The 16,997-nt window shown below is 50.8% G+C and carries 14 protein-coding genes; 4 read left to right on the forward strand and 10 right to left on the reverse strand.

The features are described 5' to 3' along the window. The first annotated feature begins 58 nt into the window (after positions 1-58). Together ACSF8X_RS13520 and asnB are read left to right on the forward strand one after the other, a co-directional pair. A complete protein-coding gene (locus ACSF8X_RS13520; protein WP_500850214.1) occupies positions 59-1,648 on the forward strand; it encodes a cation:proton antiporter domain-containing protein in 1,590 nt (529 codons plus the stop codon). Between the two features lie 308 nt (positions 1,649-1,956). Further along, the gene (asnB, locus tag ACSF8X_RS13525) at positions 1,957-3,630 is read left to right on the forward strand and encodes an asparagine synthase B (RefSeq protein WP_500850215.1); all 1,674 of its coding nucleotides are present in this window, start codon (positions 1,957-1,959) and stop codon (positions 3,628-3,630) included. Between the two features lie 72 nt (positions 3,631-3,702). Here the strand turns inward: asnB and ACSF8X_RS13530 are convergent, their stop codons facing one another. The 5 genes from ACSF8X_RS13530 to htpG all read right to left on the reverse strand — a co-directional run bounded on the left by ACSF8X_RS13530 (position 3,703) and on the right by htpG (position 9,782). Further along, the gene (locus ACSF8X_RS13530; RefSeq protein WP_500850216.1) at positions 3,703-4,242 is read right to left on the reverse strand and encodes an outer membrane beta-barrel protein; all 540 of its coding nucleotides are present in this window, start codon (positions 4,240-4,242) and stop codon (positions 3,703-3,705) included. Positions 4,243-4,461: 219 nt separating this feature from the next. Then, a complete protein-coding gene (locus tag ACSF8X_RS13535; RefSeq protein ID WP_047877358.1) occupies positions 4,462-5,766 on the reverse strand; it encodes an inosine/guanosine kinase in 1,305 nt (434 codons plus the stop codon). 155 nt (positions 5,767-5,921) lie between these two features. Further along, positions 5,922-6,917 carry a ferrochelatase gene (hemH, locus tag ACSF8X_RS13540; RefSeq protein WP_047877359.1) on the reverse strand — a complete coding sequence of 332 codons (996 nt, stop codon included), beginning with the start codon at positions 6,915-6,917 and terminating at the stop codon, positions 5,922-5,924. Between the two features lie 142 nt (positions 6,918-7,059). After that, a complete protein-coding gene (adk, locus tag ACSF8X_RS13545) occupies positions 7,060-7,704 on the reverse strand; it encodes an adenylate kinase (protein WP_047877360.1) in 645 nt (214 codons plus the stop codon). Positions 7,705-7,883: 179 nt separating this feature from the next. Further along, positions 7,884-9,782 carry a molecular chaperone HtpG gene (htpG, locus tag ACSF8X_RS13550; protein ID WP_047877361.1) on the reverse strand — a complete coding sequence of 633 codons (1,899 nt, stop codon included), beginning with the start codon at positions 9,780-9,782 and terminating at the stop codon, positions 7,884-7,886. Between the two features lie 236 nt (positions 9,783-10,018). Between htpG and ACSF8X_RS13555 the strand changes: the two genes are divergently transcribed. Then, positions 10,019-10,894 (forward strand): winged helix-turn-helix domain-containing protein, encoded by an 876-nt coding sequence (locus tag ACSF8X_RS13555; protein WP_500850217.1) that lies wholly within the window; start codon positions 10,019-10,021, stop codon positions 10,892-10,894. Next, complete coding sequence (locus tag ACSF8X_RS13560; protein WP_053062364.1) at positions 10,885-11,433, forward strand: regulatory protein ToxS; 549 nt, start codon at positions 10,885-10,887, stop codon at positions 11,431-11,433. The genes ACSF8X_RS13555 and ACSF8X_RS13560 overlap by 10 nt, the downstream gene beginning before the upstream one ends. Before the next feature lie 148 nt (positions 11,434-11,581). Here the strand turns inward: ACSF8X_RS13560 and ACSF8X_RS13565 are convergent, their stop codons facing one another. The 5 genes from ACSF8X_RS13565 to apt form a co-directional block, all read right to left on the reverse strand. Then, complete coding sequence (locus ACSF8X_RS13565; RefSeq protein ID WP_500850218.1) at positions 11,582-12,625, reverse strand: porin; 1,044 nt, start codon at positions 12,623-12,625, stop codon at positions 11,582-11,584. A 402-nt stretch (positions 12,626-13,027) separates the two neighbouring features. Continuing rightward, a complete protein-coding gene (gene recR, locus ACSF8X_RS13570; protein ID WP_500850219.1) occupies positions 13,028-13,630 on the reverse strand; it encodes a recombination mediator RecR in 603 nt (200 codons plus the stop codon). A 3-nt stretch (positions 13,631-13,633) separates the two neighbouring features. Next, positions 13,634-13,963: a YbaB/EbfC family nucleoid-associated protein gene (locus tag ACSF8X_RS13575; protein ID WP_047877366.1), complete on the reverse strand. Its 330-nt coding sequence runs from the start codon at positions 13,961-13,963 to the stop codon at positions 13,634-13,636. 27 nt (positions 13,964-13,990) lie between these two features. Beyond that, a complete protein-coding gene (gene dnaX, locus ACSF8X_RS13580) occupies positions 13,991-16,288 on the reverse strand; it encodes a DNA polymerase III subunit gamma/tau (RefSeq protein ID WP_500850220.1) in 2,298 nt (765 codons plus the stop codon). A 116-nt stretch (positions 16,289-16,404) separates the two neighbouring features. After that, positions 16,405-16,950: an adenine phosphoribosyltransferase gene (gene apt, locus ACSF8X_RS13585; protein WP_047877368.1), complete on the reverse strand. Its 546-nt coding sequence runs from the start codon at positions 16,948-16,950 to the stop codon at positions 16,405-16,407. Positions 16,951-16,997: the final 47 nt, after the last annotated feature.

Raw genomic sequence — 16,997 nt, forward strand, 5'->3', positions numbered from 1 at the left:
CTCAGATCCACTGTGTGCACATGGCATGATCAGCAATACAAAAGGAACTCAGCCAAGTATGGAACTCATCTATATCATCGCGGCCTTTCTGGCAGGCTTCATCGCACTGCGCTGCAAGCTCCCCCCGTTGGTGGGCTTCCTTGTCGCAGGTTTCGCCCTCAACAGTGCCGGCTACACCTCAACCGATGCCCTGACCACGCTCGCTGACCTCGGGGTCACCCTACTGTTGTTCACCATCGGTCTCAAGCTCGATGTCAGGACCCTGCTGACCAAGGAGATCTGGGGCGGCGCCACGCTACATAACGTACTAACAACCGGCCTGTTTACCCTTGTCCTACTGGTTCTCAAGCAATTGGGTATCGGCATGATGGCTGATCTCGATATTACCCAATTGGCCCTTCTCGGTTTTGCACTTTCATTTTCCAGCACCGTTTTTGCCATCAAGGCATTGCAAGAGAAAGGCGAACTCAATGCGACCTACGGTACACTGGCGATCGGTATTCTGGTTATGCAGGATATCTTCGCCGTTATCTTCCTGACTGTCTCTACCGGAAAAATCCCGGAGATTACAGCACTGGGACTGTTTGCCCTGCCACTGCTGCGCCCGTCTCTGTTCAAGATCCTTGACCGTGCCGGCCACGGCGAAATGCTGGTTCTCTACGGGATATTTCTTGCCCTTGTCGCCGGTGCCGGTCTGTTCGAAGTCGTTGGTATGAAAGCTGATTTGGGAGCCCTGATCCTAGGGATGATGCTAGCTGCCCATCCAAAATCATCAGAGTTGTCCAAGTCATTGTTTAACATAAAAGAGTTACTGTTAGTCTGCTTCTTCCTCAATATTGGCCTCGCCGAAGAGCCAACCATAGAAGGGCTACTCATGGCGTTGCTACTTCTGGTGATGCTGCCGCTCAAAGGCGTTCTCTACTATGTTATCTTCAATATGTTCCATTATCGGGTTCGCACCTCCCTGCTAGGGACGCTCACCCTGTTCAACTACAGCGAGTTCGGACTAATTGTCGGTGGCCTAGCCTATAAAATGGGCATGCTCCCAGGCAGCTTCCTTGTCGCTATCGCCATCGCGGTATCACTTTCCTTTCTGATTGCAGCACCGTTAAATACGCTTGGTCACCGCCTGTACAAAGATGCCTCTAAATGGCTCAAAGAGTTTGAACCGGAAAAACTGAACCCGGGCGATCGTCTGATTGATCTTGGCAACAAGGAAATCTTAATCCTTGGAATGGGACGAATCGGGAGTGGTGCCTATGATGAATTAGTGTCGCGCTACGGTAATCAGGTCATTGGTGTCGAAACCCGTGAAGAGTCTGTCGCCCTCCACCGGGAACAAGGGCGCAACGTGATCCAAGGCGATGCCACCGACCCCGACTTCTGGGCTCGGGTTATTTCAAAACGAAATACACGCTTGATTTTGTTGGCAATGCCCCACAGCCAAGCAAATAGTTTTGCCCTCGAACAAATTCGGGAACGTAACTATCAAGGGCAAATTGCCGCTATTGCCAAATATCCCGAAGATACGACGGAGCTGATCGAGCTCGGGGTCGATGCCGCCTTCAATATTTACAACGAAGCCGGCGGTGGCTTTGCCCGCCATGTCTGCGAGCACCTATCGCCGAACATTTCGCCACGCCCCTAACCGACAATATTCAGCAACGATCACAAACGGCAGCTTCGGCTGCCGTTTGTATTTTCCGAACAAATATTACCCGCGAGTAGATAAAATTCATTTATTTTCAAAATAAATGGAAAATATTCATCACATGGCTATTTTGTTTATCGAATTAATCCCATGGGTTGCATTTCACTGACGAATACGCAATTTTAACAATTAACAGCAAACCGGCGCAGTACGGGCCGGGATCTATCAACATCATGGATCCCCTACCGCCTGTAGCTGGTCATGAAATTGACGATTTGCAGAATTTGACGATTGGGGAAGCAAGTATGTGTTCAGTATTTGGGATTCTAGATATAAAAACCGATGCCACCGCGCTGCGTGAAACCGCACTGGAGATGTCGAAAAAAATGCGCCACCGCGGCCCGGACTGGTCTGGGATTTATTCATCAGACAAAGCCATCCTGGTGCATGAGCGTCTGGCCATTGTCGACCTGAACAGCGGTGAACAGCCCCTGTACAACGCCGACAAATCCCACGCCCTTGCCGTCAATGGTGAAATCTACAACCATAAAGAACTGCGCGCGGAATTCGCACCAGACTACCCTTTCCAGACGGAGTCAGACTGTGAAATCATCTTGGCTCTCTATAAAGAGAAAGGCCCGGAGCTACTTGACTACCTCAACGGTATCTTCGGTTTTATTCTCTATGACGAGGCTGAAGACGCATACCTGATCGGCCGAGATCATATTGGTATCATCCCGCTTTACCATGGCCACGATGAACATGGTAACTACTATGTCGCCTCGGAGATGAAGGCTCTGGTACCAGTATGCAAAACCATTTCAGAGTTCCCTCCTGGCCATTTCCTATGGAGCAAGAAAGGCGAGCCGGTGCGTTACTACAAGCGCGATTGGATGGATTTCGATACAGTGGCCGATGCCAAGACTGACAAAATTGCACTTACCGATGCCTTAGAAAGTGCGGTGAAACGCCAGTTGATGACTGATGTCCCATACGGCGTATTGCTCTCCGGTGGCCTTGATTCCTCGGTAATTTCAGCCATTACCAAGAAATTTGCAGCCCGTCGTATCGAAGATGATGAAAAAACCCAGGCATGGTGGCCGACGCTACACTCGTTTGCTATTGGTCTCGAAGGTGCCCCGGATCTAAAAGCGGCCAAGGTCGTGGCCGATCACATCGGCACCGTCCACCATGAGCTGACGTATACCATCCAAGAAGGTCTGGATGCTATCCGTGATGTGATCTACCACATCGAGACCTATGATGTGACAACTATCCGCGCCTCGACCCCGATGTACTTGATGTCGCGCAAGATCCGCGCGATGGGGATCAAAATGGTACTGTCTGGCGAAGGGGCTGACGAGGTCTTCGGCGGTTACCTGTATTTCCACAAGGCGCCGAATGCCAAGGAGTTCCATGAGGAAACCGTACGCAAGCTACTGGCGCTGAACATGTTCGACTGTGCCCGCGCCAACAAGTCAATGGCAGCTTGGGGGATCGAAGCGCGCGTTCCTTTCCTTGACAAGGAGTTCTTGGAAGTCGCTATGCGCCTCAACCCCGAGGACAAGATGTGCGGCAACGGCAAGATGGAAAAACATATTATCCGCGAATGCTTCGGCCATTATCTGCCAGAATCCGTTGCATGGCGCCAAAAGGAGCAGTTCTCGGACGGTGTAGGTTACAGCTGGATCGATACACTCAAAGAGGTGGCAGCCGCCAAAGTCAGTGACCAGCAGCTTGAGACGGCCAAGTTCCGTTTCCCTTACAACACGCCGACAACCAAAGAGGCTTATGTCTATCGTGAAATCTTCGAAGAACTGTTCCCGTTAGAAGATGCCGCAAAATGCGTACCAGGCGGGCCCTCGATTGCCTGTTCAAGTGCCAAGGCCATAGAATGGGATGAGAGCTTCAAGAACAGTGCCGATCCGTCCGGACGTGCGATTGCCGCAGTTCACAACGAGGCATATCAAAAATCCTAAGCAATACCGGTTAATCCATAACAGAAGCGAGAGCCTTGGCTCTCGCTTTCTCGTTCGATATAAGGGGATAACTTAAAAGTAAAAGCGCGTACCAAAGATAAACCGGGTAAAGCTGTCTTCCACCCCGTCTTTGGTCACATTGATATCATCGGTCGAGATGTTGTAATTCACCTCGGCACTGATCGCCACATGAGGATTAATGAAGTATTTTACCCCGGCGGCTAATTTGATATTGAGCGCGGTAACATCCTCGAAATCAAAATCGAAATCACCGTCATCACCAGACAAGTTGGCCAATTGGGCTGCCGCCCCGACATACGGTACCCAATCTGTCGAATTGGTGAAGTTATATTCGGTAAAGCCCCCTATCTGGAACTGCTGGGTGCTATCGCTCATATTAATATCCAGCACCGCACCAATTTCCCAATCATCATAGATAAAGTAACCGTATGATGTATTGAGAACAAACAGGTAATCATCCACATAGTCCAAGTCCAAACTACCCTGCAAGCCAAATTCCTGAGTCCCCTCAGGCAATTCTGCTTTTGCCTGTACCTGCGTTGACCCCAAAGCGGCCAACAAACATGCCATTACCACTGCATAATTTCGCATATACAACGTCTCCTTATTGTAAATACTGCCAATTAAGCGTAGGAAAAAAATGCCACCACGACAGGATTTTTTGCTAAAAAGTCACCACAATATTTTACTAAAACTCAGAAAACAAAATTTACCATTGAAAATCAGAAAGTTAAGCTGATAACACTGATATTACAGGCATAAAAAAACCACCTTTCGGTGGTTTTTGACATAGATACAACAGAGCGTCGCTTAACGCTCCCAGTATGCCTCTTCCAGGCTGTCTTCGCGCTCAGGCAAGCCGCGTGACAGACGAGGTGAATGCTGGGCAAGCACTTCGTAACTTACACGGTTTGAGTACAGACAAATCTGTGAGAACGACGAATAAGTCAGGAAGTTGTAATGATGCTTGCTCGACTTCGGTACATTCTCTCTGTGGTAACGGTTAGCAGACATGTCATGCAACAGAGCTGACAATGCACCATCACCCGCGCCATTGGTGTTCTTAATACGCTCAGGGCCACCCATATAAGGTGCAATGTGAGAGTAAACCTTCAGCGGAGTCTCACACTCGCTCTTCAGCATTGGTCGGCTGAATTCGTAGCGGTTGAACTCTGGAATTTCACCCGGCAGCAGCGGCAGACTTGTTTCGCGCTTGGCGCCATCGTCAGTATAACCCGCCGTGTAAAGGCCAACAGGACCCGCCGTACACAGAACCAAGTCAACCCAGTCAAGCGTCTTGGTTGCCGCTAGCAGCGGATCGGTTTCACCGGTCAGCGCCTCTGCTTCGTCCTCGTTCATGGCCACAACGGTCACGTTGTCGCGAAGGAAGTCGCGCCACCACTGCGGATCATCTGCAATCACGAACTTGGTGCCCAGAGTCAGAACAACCGGCACATCGTACTTCTTAGCAAATTCAATCGCGCGCATGGTTGCTTCCGGCATTGGGTCGCCTTCCTTGCAACGAACCAAGTAGGCTGTCAGCACCAATGCTGATGCATTTTCGAAAACAGACTCTGGAATGCTATCGGGATGAAGCTGGTTCATCAAACCTTCGTTGATTGCGAAAGTACGCTCACCATCTTTGGTGATCAGCGCGAAGCAACGACCGATTGGACCATGCACTGGCTGCAGGAAGTTCATATCCATGCGGCTTGATGTATTGCATAGATAACGGTAGGCATAGCTGCCAATCTCGATATCCTTGCTCATTACGCCTAGCAGTACAGATTTGTCGTCAGCCAGCACTGAATAGTTGTGTAGGGTATTACCGATGGTGCCACCAGCAAACTCATGGCTAACCAAGGCTTTTTCCTTCAGCTCCTGATACAGGGCTTCGGCTTTCTCATCAGTGATCACCAAAGAGTGACCTTTGCTGAGCTCATAGCGCTCCAGGAATTCATCTTCCACGCACGCCTCAATATCAACCAGAGTCTGGTCAATACCGACAATGTGGGTACGGGCAAGTCGCTTTTCTTGTTTGAATTGACTCAAAAGTGGATCGCGTGCATGTACTGGAAAGTAATGCTTTGATTTACGTTGGCCTGGAAATTTCATGTCAATGAGCTTTCTGTAGAGAAATTTTTGCGAATTCTATCACAGAATATAGAACAGAAAAGCAAAAGCTCTCACATGCAGTGAGAGCTTTTTCAAATTAGAGGAAACTTATACGTACAGCGCGCCAAACCTGTGCCACACCGCCCGCAGGATACTCACCATCCTTGCGAATGCTGAGCCACTAGCTTTTCCATCACGGTTATGTGGGCAGGGCTGTCATTGAGGCATGGGATCAAATTAAATGCCTCTCCCCCAGCCTCAAGGAACACTTCCCGACATCCTTCCGCGATCTCCTCGAGTGTTTCAAGGCAATCAACTGAAAAAGCAGGGCAAATCACATCAAGTCGCTTGATGCCTTTTTGTGCTAGCTCGCGAATCGTCGCTTCGGTATAGGGCTTGAGCCACTCCTCTCGACCGAAGATCGACTGGTAGCTCATACTCATCTTGTCCTGCGGTATTGCCAATGCCTCGGCCAGCATCGCCGTTGTCGCCTCACAATGATGCGGATACGGGTCACCATTGTCAGCATAACGTTTCGGGATCCCATGGTAAGAGCACAGCAAATAATCCGGCTCACCGTGCTGCTGCCAAAAATCAGTCACCGAACCGGCCAACGCGGCAATATACTCAGGGTGATCATAGTACTGGTTAACAAACCGCAGCTCTGGCAGATCCGCCCTAGCCTTGAGCACCTTGGCTACCTTATCGAATACCGCGGCCGTGGTGGTACGCGAATACTGCGGATATAGCGGCAATACCAGCACCCGCTGGCAGCCTTGCTGCCTCAGTTGATCGAGGCCAGCTTCAATCGACGGACTGCCATAGGTCATTCCCAATGCCACCGGTACGCCTAAGGCCTTTGCAAGTTGTTGTTGCTGGCGCAGTGAATAGACCATCAGCGGCGAGCCGCCATCCATCCATACTGACTGGTACAACTTGGCCACCTTCGGTGCCCGAACGGGCAAAATAACCCCGTGTAATATAGGGCACCATAGCCACCGCGTCATATCGACCACCCGGTGATCATGGAGAAATTCAGACAAAAAACGCTTCACCCCGGCAGGCGTCGCCTCATCCGGCGTACCGAGGTTGACCAACAACACTCCGAACGGCGGCTTATTGTTATCATGTAATGTGCTTGCTTCGCTCATAGTCATCCTTCGCTGTCGGCTCTACCTAGAGACAATAGCCCTAATGACAATAGTAATCAATCAATTATGTCTTGGTATCTGCGCAATAAAAAACGGGCTGCCCCAAGGGACAGCCCGCTTCTCATCATATTGCCAGCTTATATTAAGCTAGGGCTTTTTCCAGCTCTGCGCTTACCGCTGCAACAGGCTGAGTACCGTCAAATTTCAGGTACTTAGTCTTGCCAGCTTCAGCTTCTTTGCCGTAGTAAGCAATCAGCGGAGCAGTCTGGTTGTGGTATACACCTAGGCGTGCACGTACTGTCTCTTCTTTGTCATCTTCACGGATAACAAGGTCTTCGCCAGTCACGTCATCTTTGCCTTCAACCTTAGGTGGGTTGTAAACAGTGTGGTAAGTACGGCCTGAAGGCAGGTGAGCACGACGGCCCGCCATGCGCTCAACGATCACATCGTCGGCAACATCGAATTCGATAACGTAATCAACGTCTACACCGATCTCTTTTAGGCCATCAGCCTGAGGGATCGTACGAGGGAAACCGTCTAGCAGGAAGCCTTTAGCACAGTCGTCTTCAGCAATACGCTCTTTAACCAAGCCTAGGATGATGTCGTCAGACACTAGTTGGCCAGCATCGATAACGGATTTAGCTTGTTTGCCTAGCTCAGTACCCGCCTTGATTGCTGCACGTAGCATGTCGCCAGTAGAAATTTGTGGAATACCAAATTTCTCCATGATGAATTGTGCCTGAGTACCTTTACCTGCACCTGGAGCGCCCAGAAGAATGATGCGCATCTTGTTCCCCTTAGATTTGAATGGAGTGTTCAAAGAAGTGAAAAATACACTGATTAGCCATGCGCCGCAACCCCGGCACTGCTGCCAAGAGACATTGCATGCGTTATCAGCATACCTTTTGATTCAAACAGGCGGGTACCGGATATAACCGGAAGCCCGCCTGCTCGTTTCGTACGATTTTACGCTAGAAGCTTATTCACCGCAGCCAAGAATTGAGAAGGATCGTCCATGCTGCCCTTCTCAGCCAGCATTGCCTGACCCAGCAGCATTTCAACCCACTGGCCAAACACCACCTCGTCGGCCTCGTCGGCCATCTTGCTCACCAATGGGTGCTGTGGGTTCAACTCGAAAATATAATTCACTTCCGGTGCATCGTGACCGGCAGCCGCCAGCAACTTCGCCATCTGAGTGCCCATTTCGTTTTCATCGGTCACCACAACCGCTGGCGTATCTTTCAGCTTGAACGTCGTACGTACTTCCTTCACACGATCGCCAAGGTAAGTGGCGGTGCGTTCAACAACCGATTTAAAGGCCTCTTCTGTTTCCTTTTGCTTTTCTTTCTCTGCCTCGTCTTCAAACTGAGTCAGATCCAGATCTGCCTTGGTGATCGCCTGGAAGGCCTTGCCATCAAATTCTGGCAGGTGGCCCATCAGCCACTCATCGATGCGATCAAACATCAACAGTACTTCAATGCCCTTGCTGCGGAATTGCTCAAGGTGCGGGCTATTCTTCGCCGCGGTGAAGCTATCGGCAGTCAGGAAGTAAATCTTATCCTGACCTTCTTTCATTCGACCGATATAGTCAGCCAACGAAACCGTCTGCTCTTGAGTCTCGTTGTGGGTCGAGCTGAAACGCAACAGCTTGGCGACTTTCTCGCGGTTGGCAAAATCTTCTACCGGACCTTCTTTCAGCACTTGGCCAAACTCGTTCCACAGCGTCTGGTACTTCTCGGCATCATTATTGGCAAGACGCTCCATCATGCTCAGCGCACGCTTGGTACAGGCCTTGCGCAGCGACTGGGTGACCTTGTTGTCCTGCAGGATTTCGCGGGAAACGTTCAATGGCAGATCGTTTGAGTCAATCAGGCCGCGCATGAAACGCAGGTATGACGGCATGAACTGCTCTGCATCGTCCATAATGAAGACGCGCTGTACGTACAATTTCAGACCGTGCTTGGCATCGCGGTTGTACAAATCCCAAGGTGCTTTCGACGGGATATAAAGAAGGCTGGTGTAGTCCTGCTTACCTTCGACGCGGTTATGGCTCCATACCAGTGGCTCAGCAAAATCGTGCGAGACATGATTATAGAATTCTTTGTACTCTTCATCGCTGATATCGGCCTTGTTGCGGGTCCACAGGGCTTGTGCCTTGTTGATCTGCTCCCACTTGCGCCCGGTTTCCTTGCCGTCCTCATCACGTTCGATGGTCTGGATATGCACTGGGATACCAATGTGATCAGAATACTTACCGACGATATCTCGCAGGCGGTACTCGCTCAGGAACTCTTTCTCGTCCTCGCGCAGGTGAAGGGTAATGTCGGTACCGCGACCGGCTTTCTCAACGTCCTCTAGGGTGTACTCACCTTCACCGGTCGATTCCCAGCTGACAGCTTGTTCAGCTGGCGCACCGGCCGCGCGGGTCACAACGGTGACTTTGTCGGCAACGATGAAGGCAGAATAGAAGCCAACACCAAACTGGCCAATCAGCTGCGAATCTTTGGACTCTTCTTCGCTCAGCTTGGCAAAGAAATCTTTCGTTCCCGACTTAGCAATAGTACCAAGGTGCTCGATAACATCCTCACGGCTCATCCCGATACCGTTGTCGCTGATCGTCAAGGTGCCAGCTTCGGCATTGAATGATAGTTTAACCCCGAGATCTGCATCGCCCTGATACAAGTCAGGCTGGGACAACGCACGGAATCGCAGCTTGTCCGCCGCATCCGATGCGTTAGAAATCAATTCGCGAAGAAAAATCTCCTTGTTCGAATAGAGAGAATGGATCATCAGTTGCAGCAGCTGTTTTACTTCTGACTGAAAACCACGGGTTTCCTTATTCTTGTGGATAGCTTGTTCGCTCATTTCGACTCCGAAACTATATCAACCAATTTAACGAGAAGCCTCGCAGCACACGTTGGCGGGCTTCCCTGTATGTTCTTTGATATACATATGGCCTAGATTTATGATTTCAACCTAAAAAGGTCAATTTAGCTTTTCCCGCCTTTTTTCAGCGTATTTTTTAATTTTTAATATTCAGAGGATATTCAGGCAGAAAATGCTATAAAGGCATTCGATTTTAGACCTTTGACGCTAAAACAATGAACAAGTTAGAAAATAAATTTTTGATTGGTCAGCGCTTTTTGTTTGACCCCTATGACAACAGCCTCATTGACCAATTGGAAAATGACGAACTGACGCGCCTTGGCAGCAACGAAAGCCGAGCCCTTAGCCTGCTTATCGAAGATCCCGGTGCCATTATTAGCCGCTCTCGCCTCCACGATTTTGTCTGGCGCGAACAAGGGTTCGAAGTCGACGACTCAAGCCTGACCCAGGCGATCTCCACACTGCGCAAAGCCCTCAAAGATTCAACGAAATCGCCAGAGTTCATCAAAACCGTGCCAAAACGCGGCTACCAGATGATCGCCACCGTGGTGCAGCAGTCCACCCCAGCCGCTACGGATACCGAGATCGGCCCGCAGGATGAATATACCCCTGACAACAAACAACCGGAGGCTGAGCCCTGCCACACCAGCGAGGCCGAACCGACCGCAACAGCACCAGTGACCCCAACGCCAACAGGACGTCCGAAAGTCAGCCCCAAGGCACCGTCGTCGCTCTCAGCCATGCTCAACGGCATAGCACTGATCCTGGCCTTGGTTATCCCGCTTAGCGTCAATTTCATGATGCCCAAAACATCGCAGGCCTTCACCCAGCTGGCAACCATAAAAGGCGTACCCGTTGAGATCCCACAAAGCCATCCTGATGTTTTCCAATGGGAAAATCTGGTCTCGCAGTGTATTCACTCATATATCCAGAATCATCCAAACGAAAAACGGCCGGTAAAAGTGATTGCGACCGGAGGCCAAAACAGTCAGCTGTGGCTGAACTACGTTCACTCCGCCGCCGCCCCGAATGAAAATGTCACGCTACGCCTGTTGACCAGCGATAAGGATCATACCGAACTATGTCAGTAATGAGCTCATCACGCCCTATCAAGCAGTTCATCGCCAAATATTGGGCATTTATCCTGCTAGGCGTCTCTATCATTTTCAGTCTCTGGCTCTATAACTACAGCGACTACAAACAAGCGCAGCTGCTAATGTCCCGCGAATGGCAATCCAATACCATCAGCCGTATCAAACCCACCGAACTAGAAGAGCTTGGTATGCTGCGCAAGGTGGAACAAACCAGCCATGTCGTCTACCTACCAAACAACACCTATTCCCGCGTCACCCTGATGAAGCTCTACAGCGATGAGAACCAACCGCTGACCCTGCATATTTCCGAGTCGGGAAACTGGGATATCAGCGGTAGTTACCTGCAGACCGAACCCAAAGAATTCAAAGACATCACCTCAGGGCAAAATAAGGACTTCAAGCCCAATGACCTGAACCTGATCAAGCAAGTATTCAGGATGGATGCCCAACAGAGCCGCCGTGTCGATATCCTTAACCAGAAATCCATTCTGCTCACCGGCCTAACTTACGGCTCAACCATTCTCTATTCGCTATAGCGCCCCCTTTGCTCGCCAAACATAAAAAAGGGGGGAAACCATACGGTTTCCCCCCAACACAATGAACAATCTAGCAAGTTTATTTCATTAAAACACAAGCGATTTCTAACACCTGCTAACAGGCGGCACAGATATCGAAATACAACGATTAGAAGTACAGACGCATACCGATAGTAAAGGCGTTGTCATCTAGCATTTTCTCGCCATCCAGCGCCGTCTTCTCGTCATCAAAGCTCATGTCGGCGTATTCAACATAAGAGACAACCTGGTTGGTCAGCCAGTAATCGGCACCAATGGTGTACTGGTTCAGCTTGTTGTCTTTGGTATCGTAATCGACATAGTCGTAGACACCGTACAGGCCGACACCCATTGGCAGATCATAGCGGGCCGTTGCACCAATACCGGTCTTCTCATCACCGGCAAAGTCATAGTCGGCATACATCGCCGCCAAGGACAGCGCTTTGTACTCATAAGTGGCGTTCAGCGTCCAAGACGTATCGGTATCATCACCGTAAATACTTCTCTCAGTACGCTCGGATTGGGTGTAAGTACCAGACAAACCAAGACCGAAATCAGCATTCCATGCCACACCGAGGGCATAAGCCTGATCAATGCCGAGTTCGCCTTTGTCTGGGTTCGCCGCACCCGAGGCATCAATACCCTCATCACCGGTGTGGTACTGAGCCATAATCGTGAAGTTCTGCACGTCAATCTTGTATTGAAGACCGTTGGTCAGGCGATCGGTCGCAGCCCAGTCCTCTTTAATGTTCGCCGTGCCGCCGTACTCCCAGGTAATATCATACTGACCAGCCAGGGTATCCTGTACCGCAGACATACGACCGATACGGAACTCACCGAAATCACCACCGATCGCGACCGATCCAAACTTCAAGAAGTCAGAGTCGTCAAAACCATCGCCATCTTCAGGAATGATATTAAACTCTTTGAGCACATCACCGTTGACATACATGTTATTCGGCATGAAATAGGTCATGTTAAGGCCGAGCTCCGTACCTTCCCCCGTAAATGTGCTATCCGCGCCCATGACACCGTTGTCCGTGGTTTCATAGCGGGCACGCAAGTTACCGTAAACACTCACGGACATATCATCAGACTTATAGACCTCGGCGGCCATTGCTGATGCACTGGCGATCACAGAACCGATAACGGCTGCTACTACTGTTTTTTTCATGTTCACTCCTAATTGTTTCCTTTGCTCGTCACTGAGCGGGAAACGCTATATTGTTTATTTTTGTTTCCTCTACGGCGGCCTCATCGACAAATAAAAAACGCCCGTAAAAGCGAAATCATTCATTTAAATTGACCAATCCGAGATGGCCAACACCGTGGCCTTAACAATATTTAAGACATGAAAACAAACAGTTAGAAACAAAAGTTTCATTAAAGAATATTTAAATAGTTATTATTAGAAAACAACTGATTATAAAATCTAAATTACCCTCTAAATTTCCAAAACATCTAAAAATCACACGGACAAATAAAAACAAACAACAACATAGAAATAAAAAACAAAAAAACGCCAGCAATATTATTTGCTGGCGTTTTAGAAAATATATCAGCCTAAACGGAACACTCAATAGAGTTTGTGTCGCCCGGCCAGAGAATGAGACAAGGTTGTACCGTCTACCAGTTCCAATTCCCCACCGACCGGAACGCCGTGGGCGATCCGGGTCGCTTCAACATCATATTCCTGGCATAGCTCAGCAATATAATGCGCGGTTGCCTCGCCTTCTACCGTTGGGTTTGTGGCAAGGATCACCTCACTGATCAGCTCGTTCTGCATCCGGAACTCAAGGGTATCGAGCCCGATATCAGACGGGCCAATGCCATCAAGCGGCGACAGGTGTCCCATCAATACGAAATAACGGCCGGAAAACTGCCCTGTCGCTTCCACCGCGACAATATCTGCCGGTGATTCCACCACACAGATCTGGCCATTCTCCTGACGACGCGGGTTGGCACAGATTGCGCAAACCTCTTCTTCGGTAAACGTACGACAGTCGCGGCAATGACCAATATCCGTCATAGCCCGATTCAAGGCCTCGGCCAATTGCAGCCCGCCCTGACGATTTCGCTGCAACAAACTGAAGGCCATGCGCTGCGCCGACTTGGGGCCAACCCCAGTCAGGCAACGCAAGGCCTCCATTAATTGTTCCAGTAAGTGACTGGTCCGCATTTATTAGAATGGCATCTTAAAGCCAGCAGGCAGGTTCATACCGCCTGTTACGCTCGCCATCTTTTCCTTCTGCGCTTCTTCAATACGACGTGCCGCGTCATTGAAAGCCGCAGCAATCAAATCTTCTAGCATATCTTTGTCGTCTTCCATCAAGCTGTCATCCAGCTCAACACGACGCACGCTGTGGCTACCAGTCAAAGTCACTTTTACCAGGCCTGCGCCAGACTCGCCAGTTACTTCCATGTTTGCAATTTCTTCTTGCATCTTCTGCATGCGCTCTTGCATCTGCTGCGCTTGCTTCATCATGTTAGCCATGCCGCCTTTACCAAACATATCTTCTCTCTCTGTGGTCTGGTTAATCTATAAGGGTCTTACGCTATCTTCATCGAGTACAGCAGCAAAGCGCTGACAGATAAAGTTCACGTTAGAATCAGACTTGAGGCTAGCCCGAGCCTGATCCAGTTTCTCTTGATAGAGAGCCTCGCGCCATTCCAGCGGCGAGCGCCCCCTATCACTTAATTCAATCTCAACAGTTACAGCCTCGCCAAGCAAATCAGCCAGAGCCTGTGTCAAATGCTCGCGGGCTTTCGGGGTGTCCAGATGCTTCTGAGACGGTCTCAGACACAATGTCACCTGCCCACCATTTCGCTCAAAGGACGAGTTCAGCGCCAATTGCTGTACCATTCGCCCTACATTGAGCTTAGTTACCCAATCCGACCAACTATCCTGATTTGCCGCTTCATTGACAAGCACTTTCACCATTTCAGGTGTCTTTTCATGCTCAAGCGCCTGTTTCAGTTCAGCCGGAGCCACATCGGCCACGATGTCCTCTTCCACGGCCAGCATCGGTCGCCATTGGTACTCCTCTGACTGATCCGTTGCCGCACAATTCTCTGACTCAGGCACGATGGATCCCGGTACTGGCATCGCAGGGTTAACTGTACCCGGACGCGTACTTTGCCGAGTGGCAATACGGTCTAGGACACTGCTGGCGACTTTTTTAGCCGGTACCGGTTCAGACTTTTTTGGGCTCTGCGGCTCTGCGCCACCATCACGCTTGGTTTGGCTGCGCAGTTTGTTTCGAGCGGCAAGCAATCCTGATGCCGCAGAAGCCGGGCGCGCCTCTGGTTGCGCCGGACTTACATCCGATGGAGCATGTGGCTGCTGCATGGGTGGTTGTTGCGGCTGTTGCTGTTGCAACGGCTGCTGATACTGGGGTTGCGCGGGCGAAACCTGATAACCCGCCTCATGGCCGGCTGGCTGCGAAAGGGGTGGCTCACCATAGCCCGAACCAGCCATCGGCTGCGGTGCCGGCTCCGAATAACCGCCATTCTGGTGCGGCGCACTATTTGCCGGAACATTATTGGCTGTAGCACCATTTGCTGTAGCACTACTAACCGGAGCACCCTGTACTTGGCCATTGTTCATCTGAGCCTTGAGCGCCTGAACCCGTTGCATCCCCTGTCCTGCCGGAACTTGAGATGGCTGGGTGGGCGCAGATACAGCGCCCATAGCGGTCGGCGGAGGCTGTACAGCAGGGACATCAACCGGCTGCGGGCTGATTGCAGATACCGCTACCGGACGGAAAGCCAGCATTCGCAGCAGCACCATTTCAAGTCCGGTACGGCCATCTGGAGCAAAGGCCAAATCCTGACGCCCTTGCAAGGCAATCTGGTAATGCAACTGCACTTCCTGCGGCGAGATCTGGCTGCCAAGCAAGCTGATCCGCTCGGCATCAGGGGCTGACTCATCCAGCGTTGCTGGCAGGGCCTGGAACATAGCCACACGGTGCAACTGGGTGGCCAACTCACGTAGCAGGCTATCCCACTCCACTCCAACCTCGGCCAGCTCACGCAAACATGCCATTGCCGGCTCAGCCTGCCCCTGCGCGATAGACTCGAGCAAATACAGCGCCTGTTCGGTATTGAGCGTACCCAGCATCTCGGATACGGCCTGAACACCAACCTGACCATTACCCAAGGCGATGGCCTGATCAGCGAGGCTAAGGGCATCACGCATGCTGCCCTCGGCAGCACGGGCAAGCAACCCCAACGCACGAGGCTCAAAAGTAACCTGCTCCTGTGTCAGAACTCGCTCAAGCTGCGACTGGATCTGACCACTATCAAGGTGCTTGAGGTGGAACTGCAAACAGCGCGACAAAATAGTCACCGGCAGTTTTTGCGGATCGGTCGTTGCCAGTATGAACTTCACATACTCCGGCGGCTCTTCGAGCGTCTTCAGCAAGGCGTTGAAACTATGACGCGACAACATGTGGACTTCGTCGATCAAGTAAACTTTGAATCGACCACGGGTTGGCTTGTACTGAACGTTATCAAGCAGCTCGCGCGTATCCTCAACCTTGGTGCGAGAGGCGGCATCGATCTCTAACAGATCGACAAATCGACCTTCGTCGATCTCTTTGCAGGTTTCGCACTGACCGCAAGGTGACGCAGTGATCCCCTGCTCACAGTTCAGGCCTTTTGCAAAAATACGGGCAATGGTTGTTTTACCCACACCGCGCGTACCGCTGAACAAATAGGCATGGTGCAGGCGATTATGGGCCAAGGCATTTTCCAATGCCGTTAACACATGGGATTGGCCGACGACATCCCCAAACTGGTGCGGTCGCCATTTACGAGCCAGAACCTGATAACTCATGTTTTCTAACCTTACAGAATCAAGAACTCAATGCTAGCACAGGGAGGGATCGGGGGCGAGAGGGCGCCCCAACGAGCGCCCAATGATTAGCCAGCAGTTACTGGGGGATACGACGATTAGTGGCCGTCAAAATCACAAATGCTGAAAACGTTCAGGCCAAGACCTTGTAGACGAGCTTCGCCACCGATATCAGGCAGGTTAATAACAAACGCCGCATCTTCTACGATACCGCCCAGACGGCGAACCAGTTTAGTCGTTGCCTCAATCGTACCGCCAGTCGCCAGCAGATCATCAACCAATAGAACCTTATCACCCTCACTGATAGCGTCAGTGTGAATTTCAAGCGTATCTTCACCATATTCAAGTGCATAGCTCTCGCCAATCACTTCGCGAGGCAGCTTACCCGGCTTACGAACAGGTACAAAGCCAACACCCAGTTCAAGTGCTAACGGGGCACCGAACAGGAAACCACGCGCTTCAGTACCAATCACCTTAGTGATGCCCTTGTCTTTGTACTGCTCGACCAACACTTGCATTGTCGCACGGTACGCAGCCGGATCTTCCATCAGGCTGGTCACATCACGGAACAGGATGCCAGGTTTTGGGTAGTCAGGGATTGATTTGATACTGTTTTTAATTAACGCGAGCTTTTCTTGAGTCATTATCGTTTTCCGTGCCCTCTAATCGTCCGGGCATAGTGAGTGAAACG

The sequence above is a fragment of the Photobacterium panuliri genome (assembly GCF_059920555.1).

Coding starts and splice junctions, on each gene's coding strand:
- adk (WP_047877360.1), bottom strand. CDS start 7,704: ATGCGCATCATTCTTCTGGGCGCTCCAGGTGCAGGTAAAGGTACTCAG.
- ACSF8X_RS13555 (WP_500850217.1), top strand. CDS start 10,019: ATGAACAAGTTAGAAAATAAATTTTTGATTGGTCAGCGCTTTTTGTTT.
- ACSF8X_RS13560 (WP_053062364.1), top strand. CDS start 10,885: ATGTCAGTAATGAGCTCATCACGCCCTATCAAGCAGTTCATCGCCAAA.
- hemH (WP_047877359.1), bottom strand. CDS start 6,917: ATGAGCGAAGCAAGCACATTACATGATAACAATAAGCCGCCGTTCGGA.
- ACSF8X_RS13530 (WP_500850216.1), bottom strand. CDS start 4,242: ATGCGAAATTATGCAGTGGTAATGGCATGTTTGTTGGCCGCTTTGGGG.
- htpG (WP_047877361.1), bottom strand. CDS start 9,782: ATGAGCGAACAAGCTATCCACAAGAATAAGGAAACCCGTGGTTTTCAG.
- recR (WP_500850219.1), bottom strand. CDS start 13,630: ATGCGGACCAGTCACTTACTGGAACAATTAATGGAGGCCTTGCGTTGC.
- ACSF8X_RS13565 (WP_500850218.1), bottom strand. CDS start 12,625: ATGAAAAAAACAGTAGTAGCAGCCGTTATCGGTTCTGTGATCGCCAGT.
- asnB (WP_500850215.1), top strand. CDS start 1,957: ATGTGTTCAGTATTTGGGATTCTAGATATAAAAACCGATGCCACCGCG.
- ACSF8X_RS13520 (WP_500850214.1), top strand. CDS start 59: ATGGAACTCATCTATATCATCGCGGCCTTTCTGGCAGGCTTCATCGCA.
- ACSF8X_RS13575 (WP_047877366.1), bottom strand. CDS start 13,963: ATGTTTGGTAAAGGCGGCATGGCTAACATGATGAAGCAAGCGCAGCAG.
- ACSF8X_RS13535 (WP_047877358.1), bottom strand. CDS start 5,766: ATGAAATTTCCAGGCCAACGTAAATCAAAGCATTACTTTCCAGTACAT.
- dnaX (WP_500850220.1), bottom strand. CDS start 16,288: ATGAGTTATCAGGTTCTGGCTCGTAAATGGCGACCGCACCAGTTTGGG.
- apt (WP_047877368.1), bottom strand. CDS start 16,950: ATGACTCAAGAAAAGCTCGCGTTAATTAAAAACAGTATCAAATCAATC.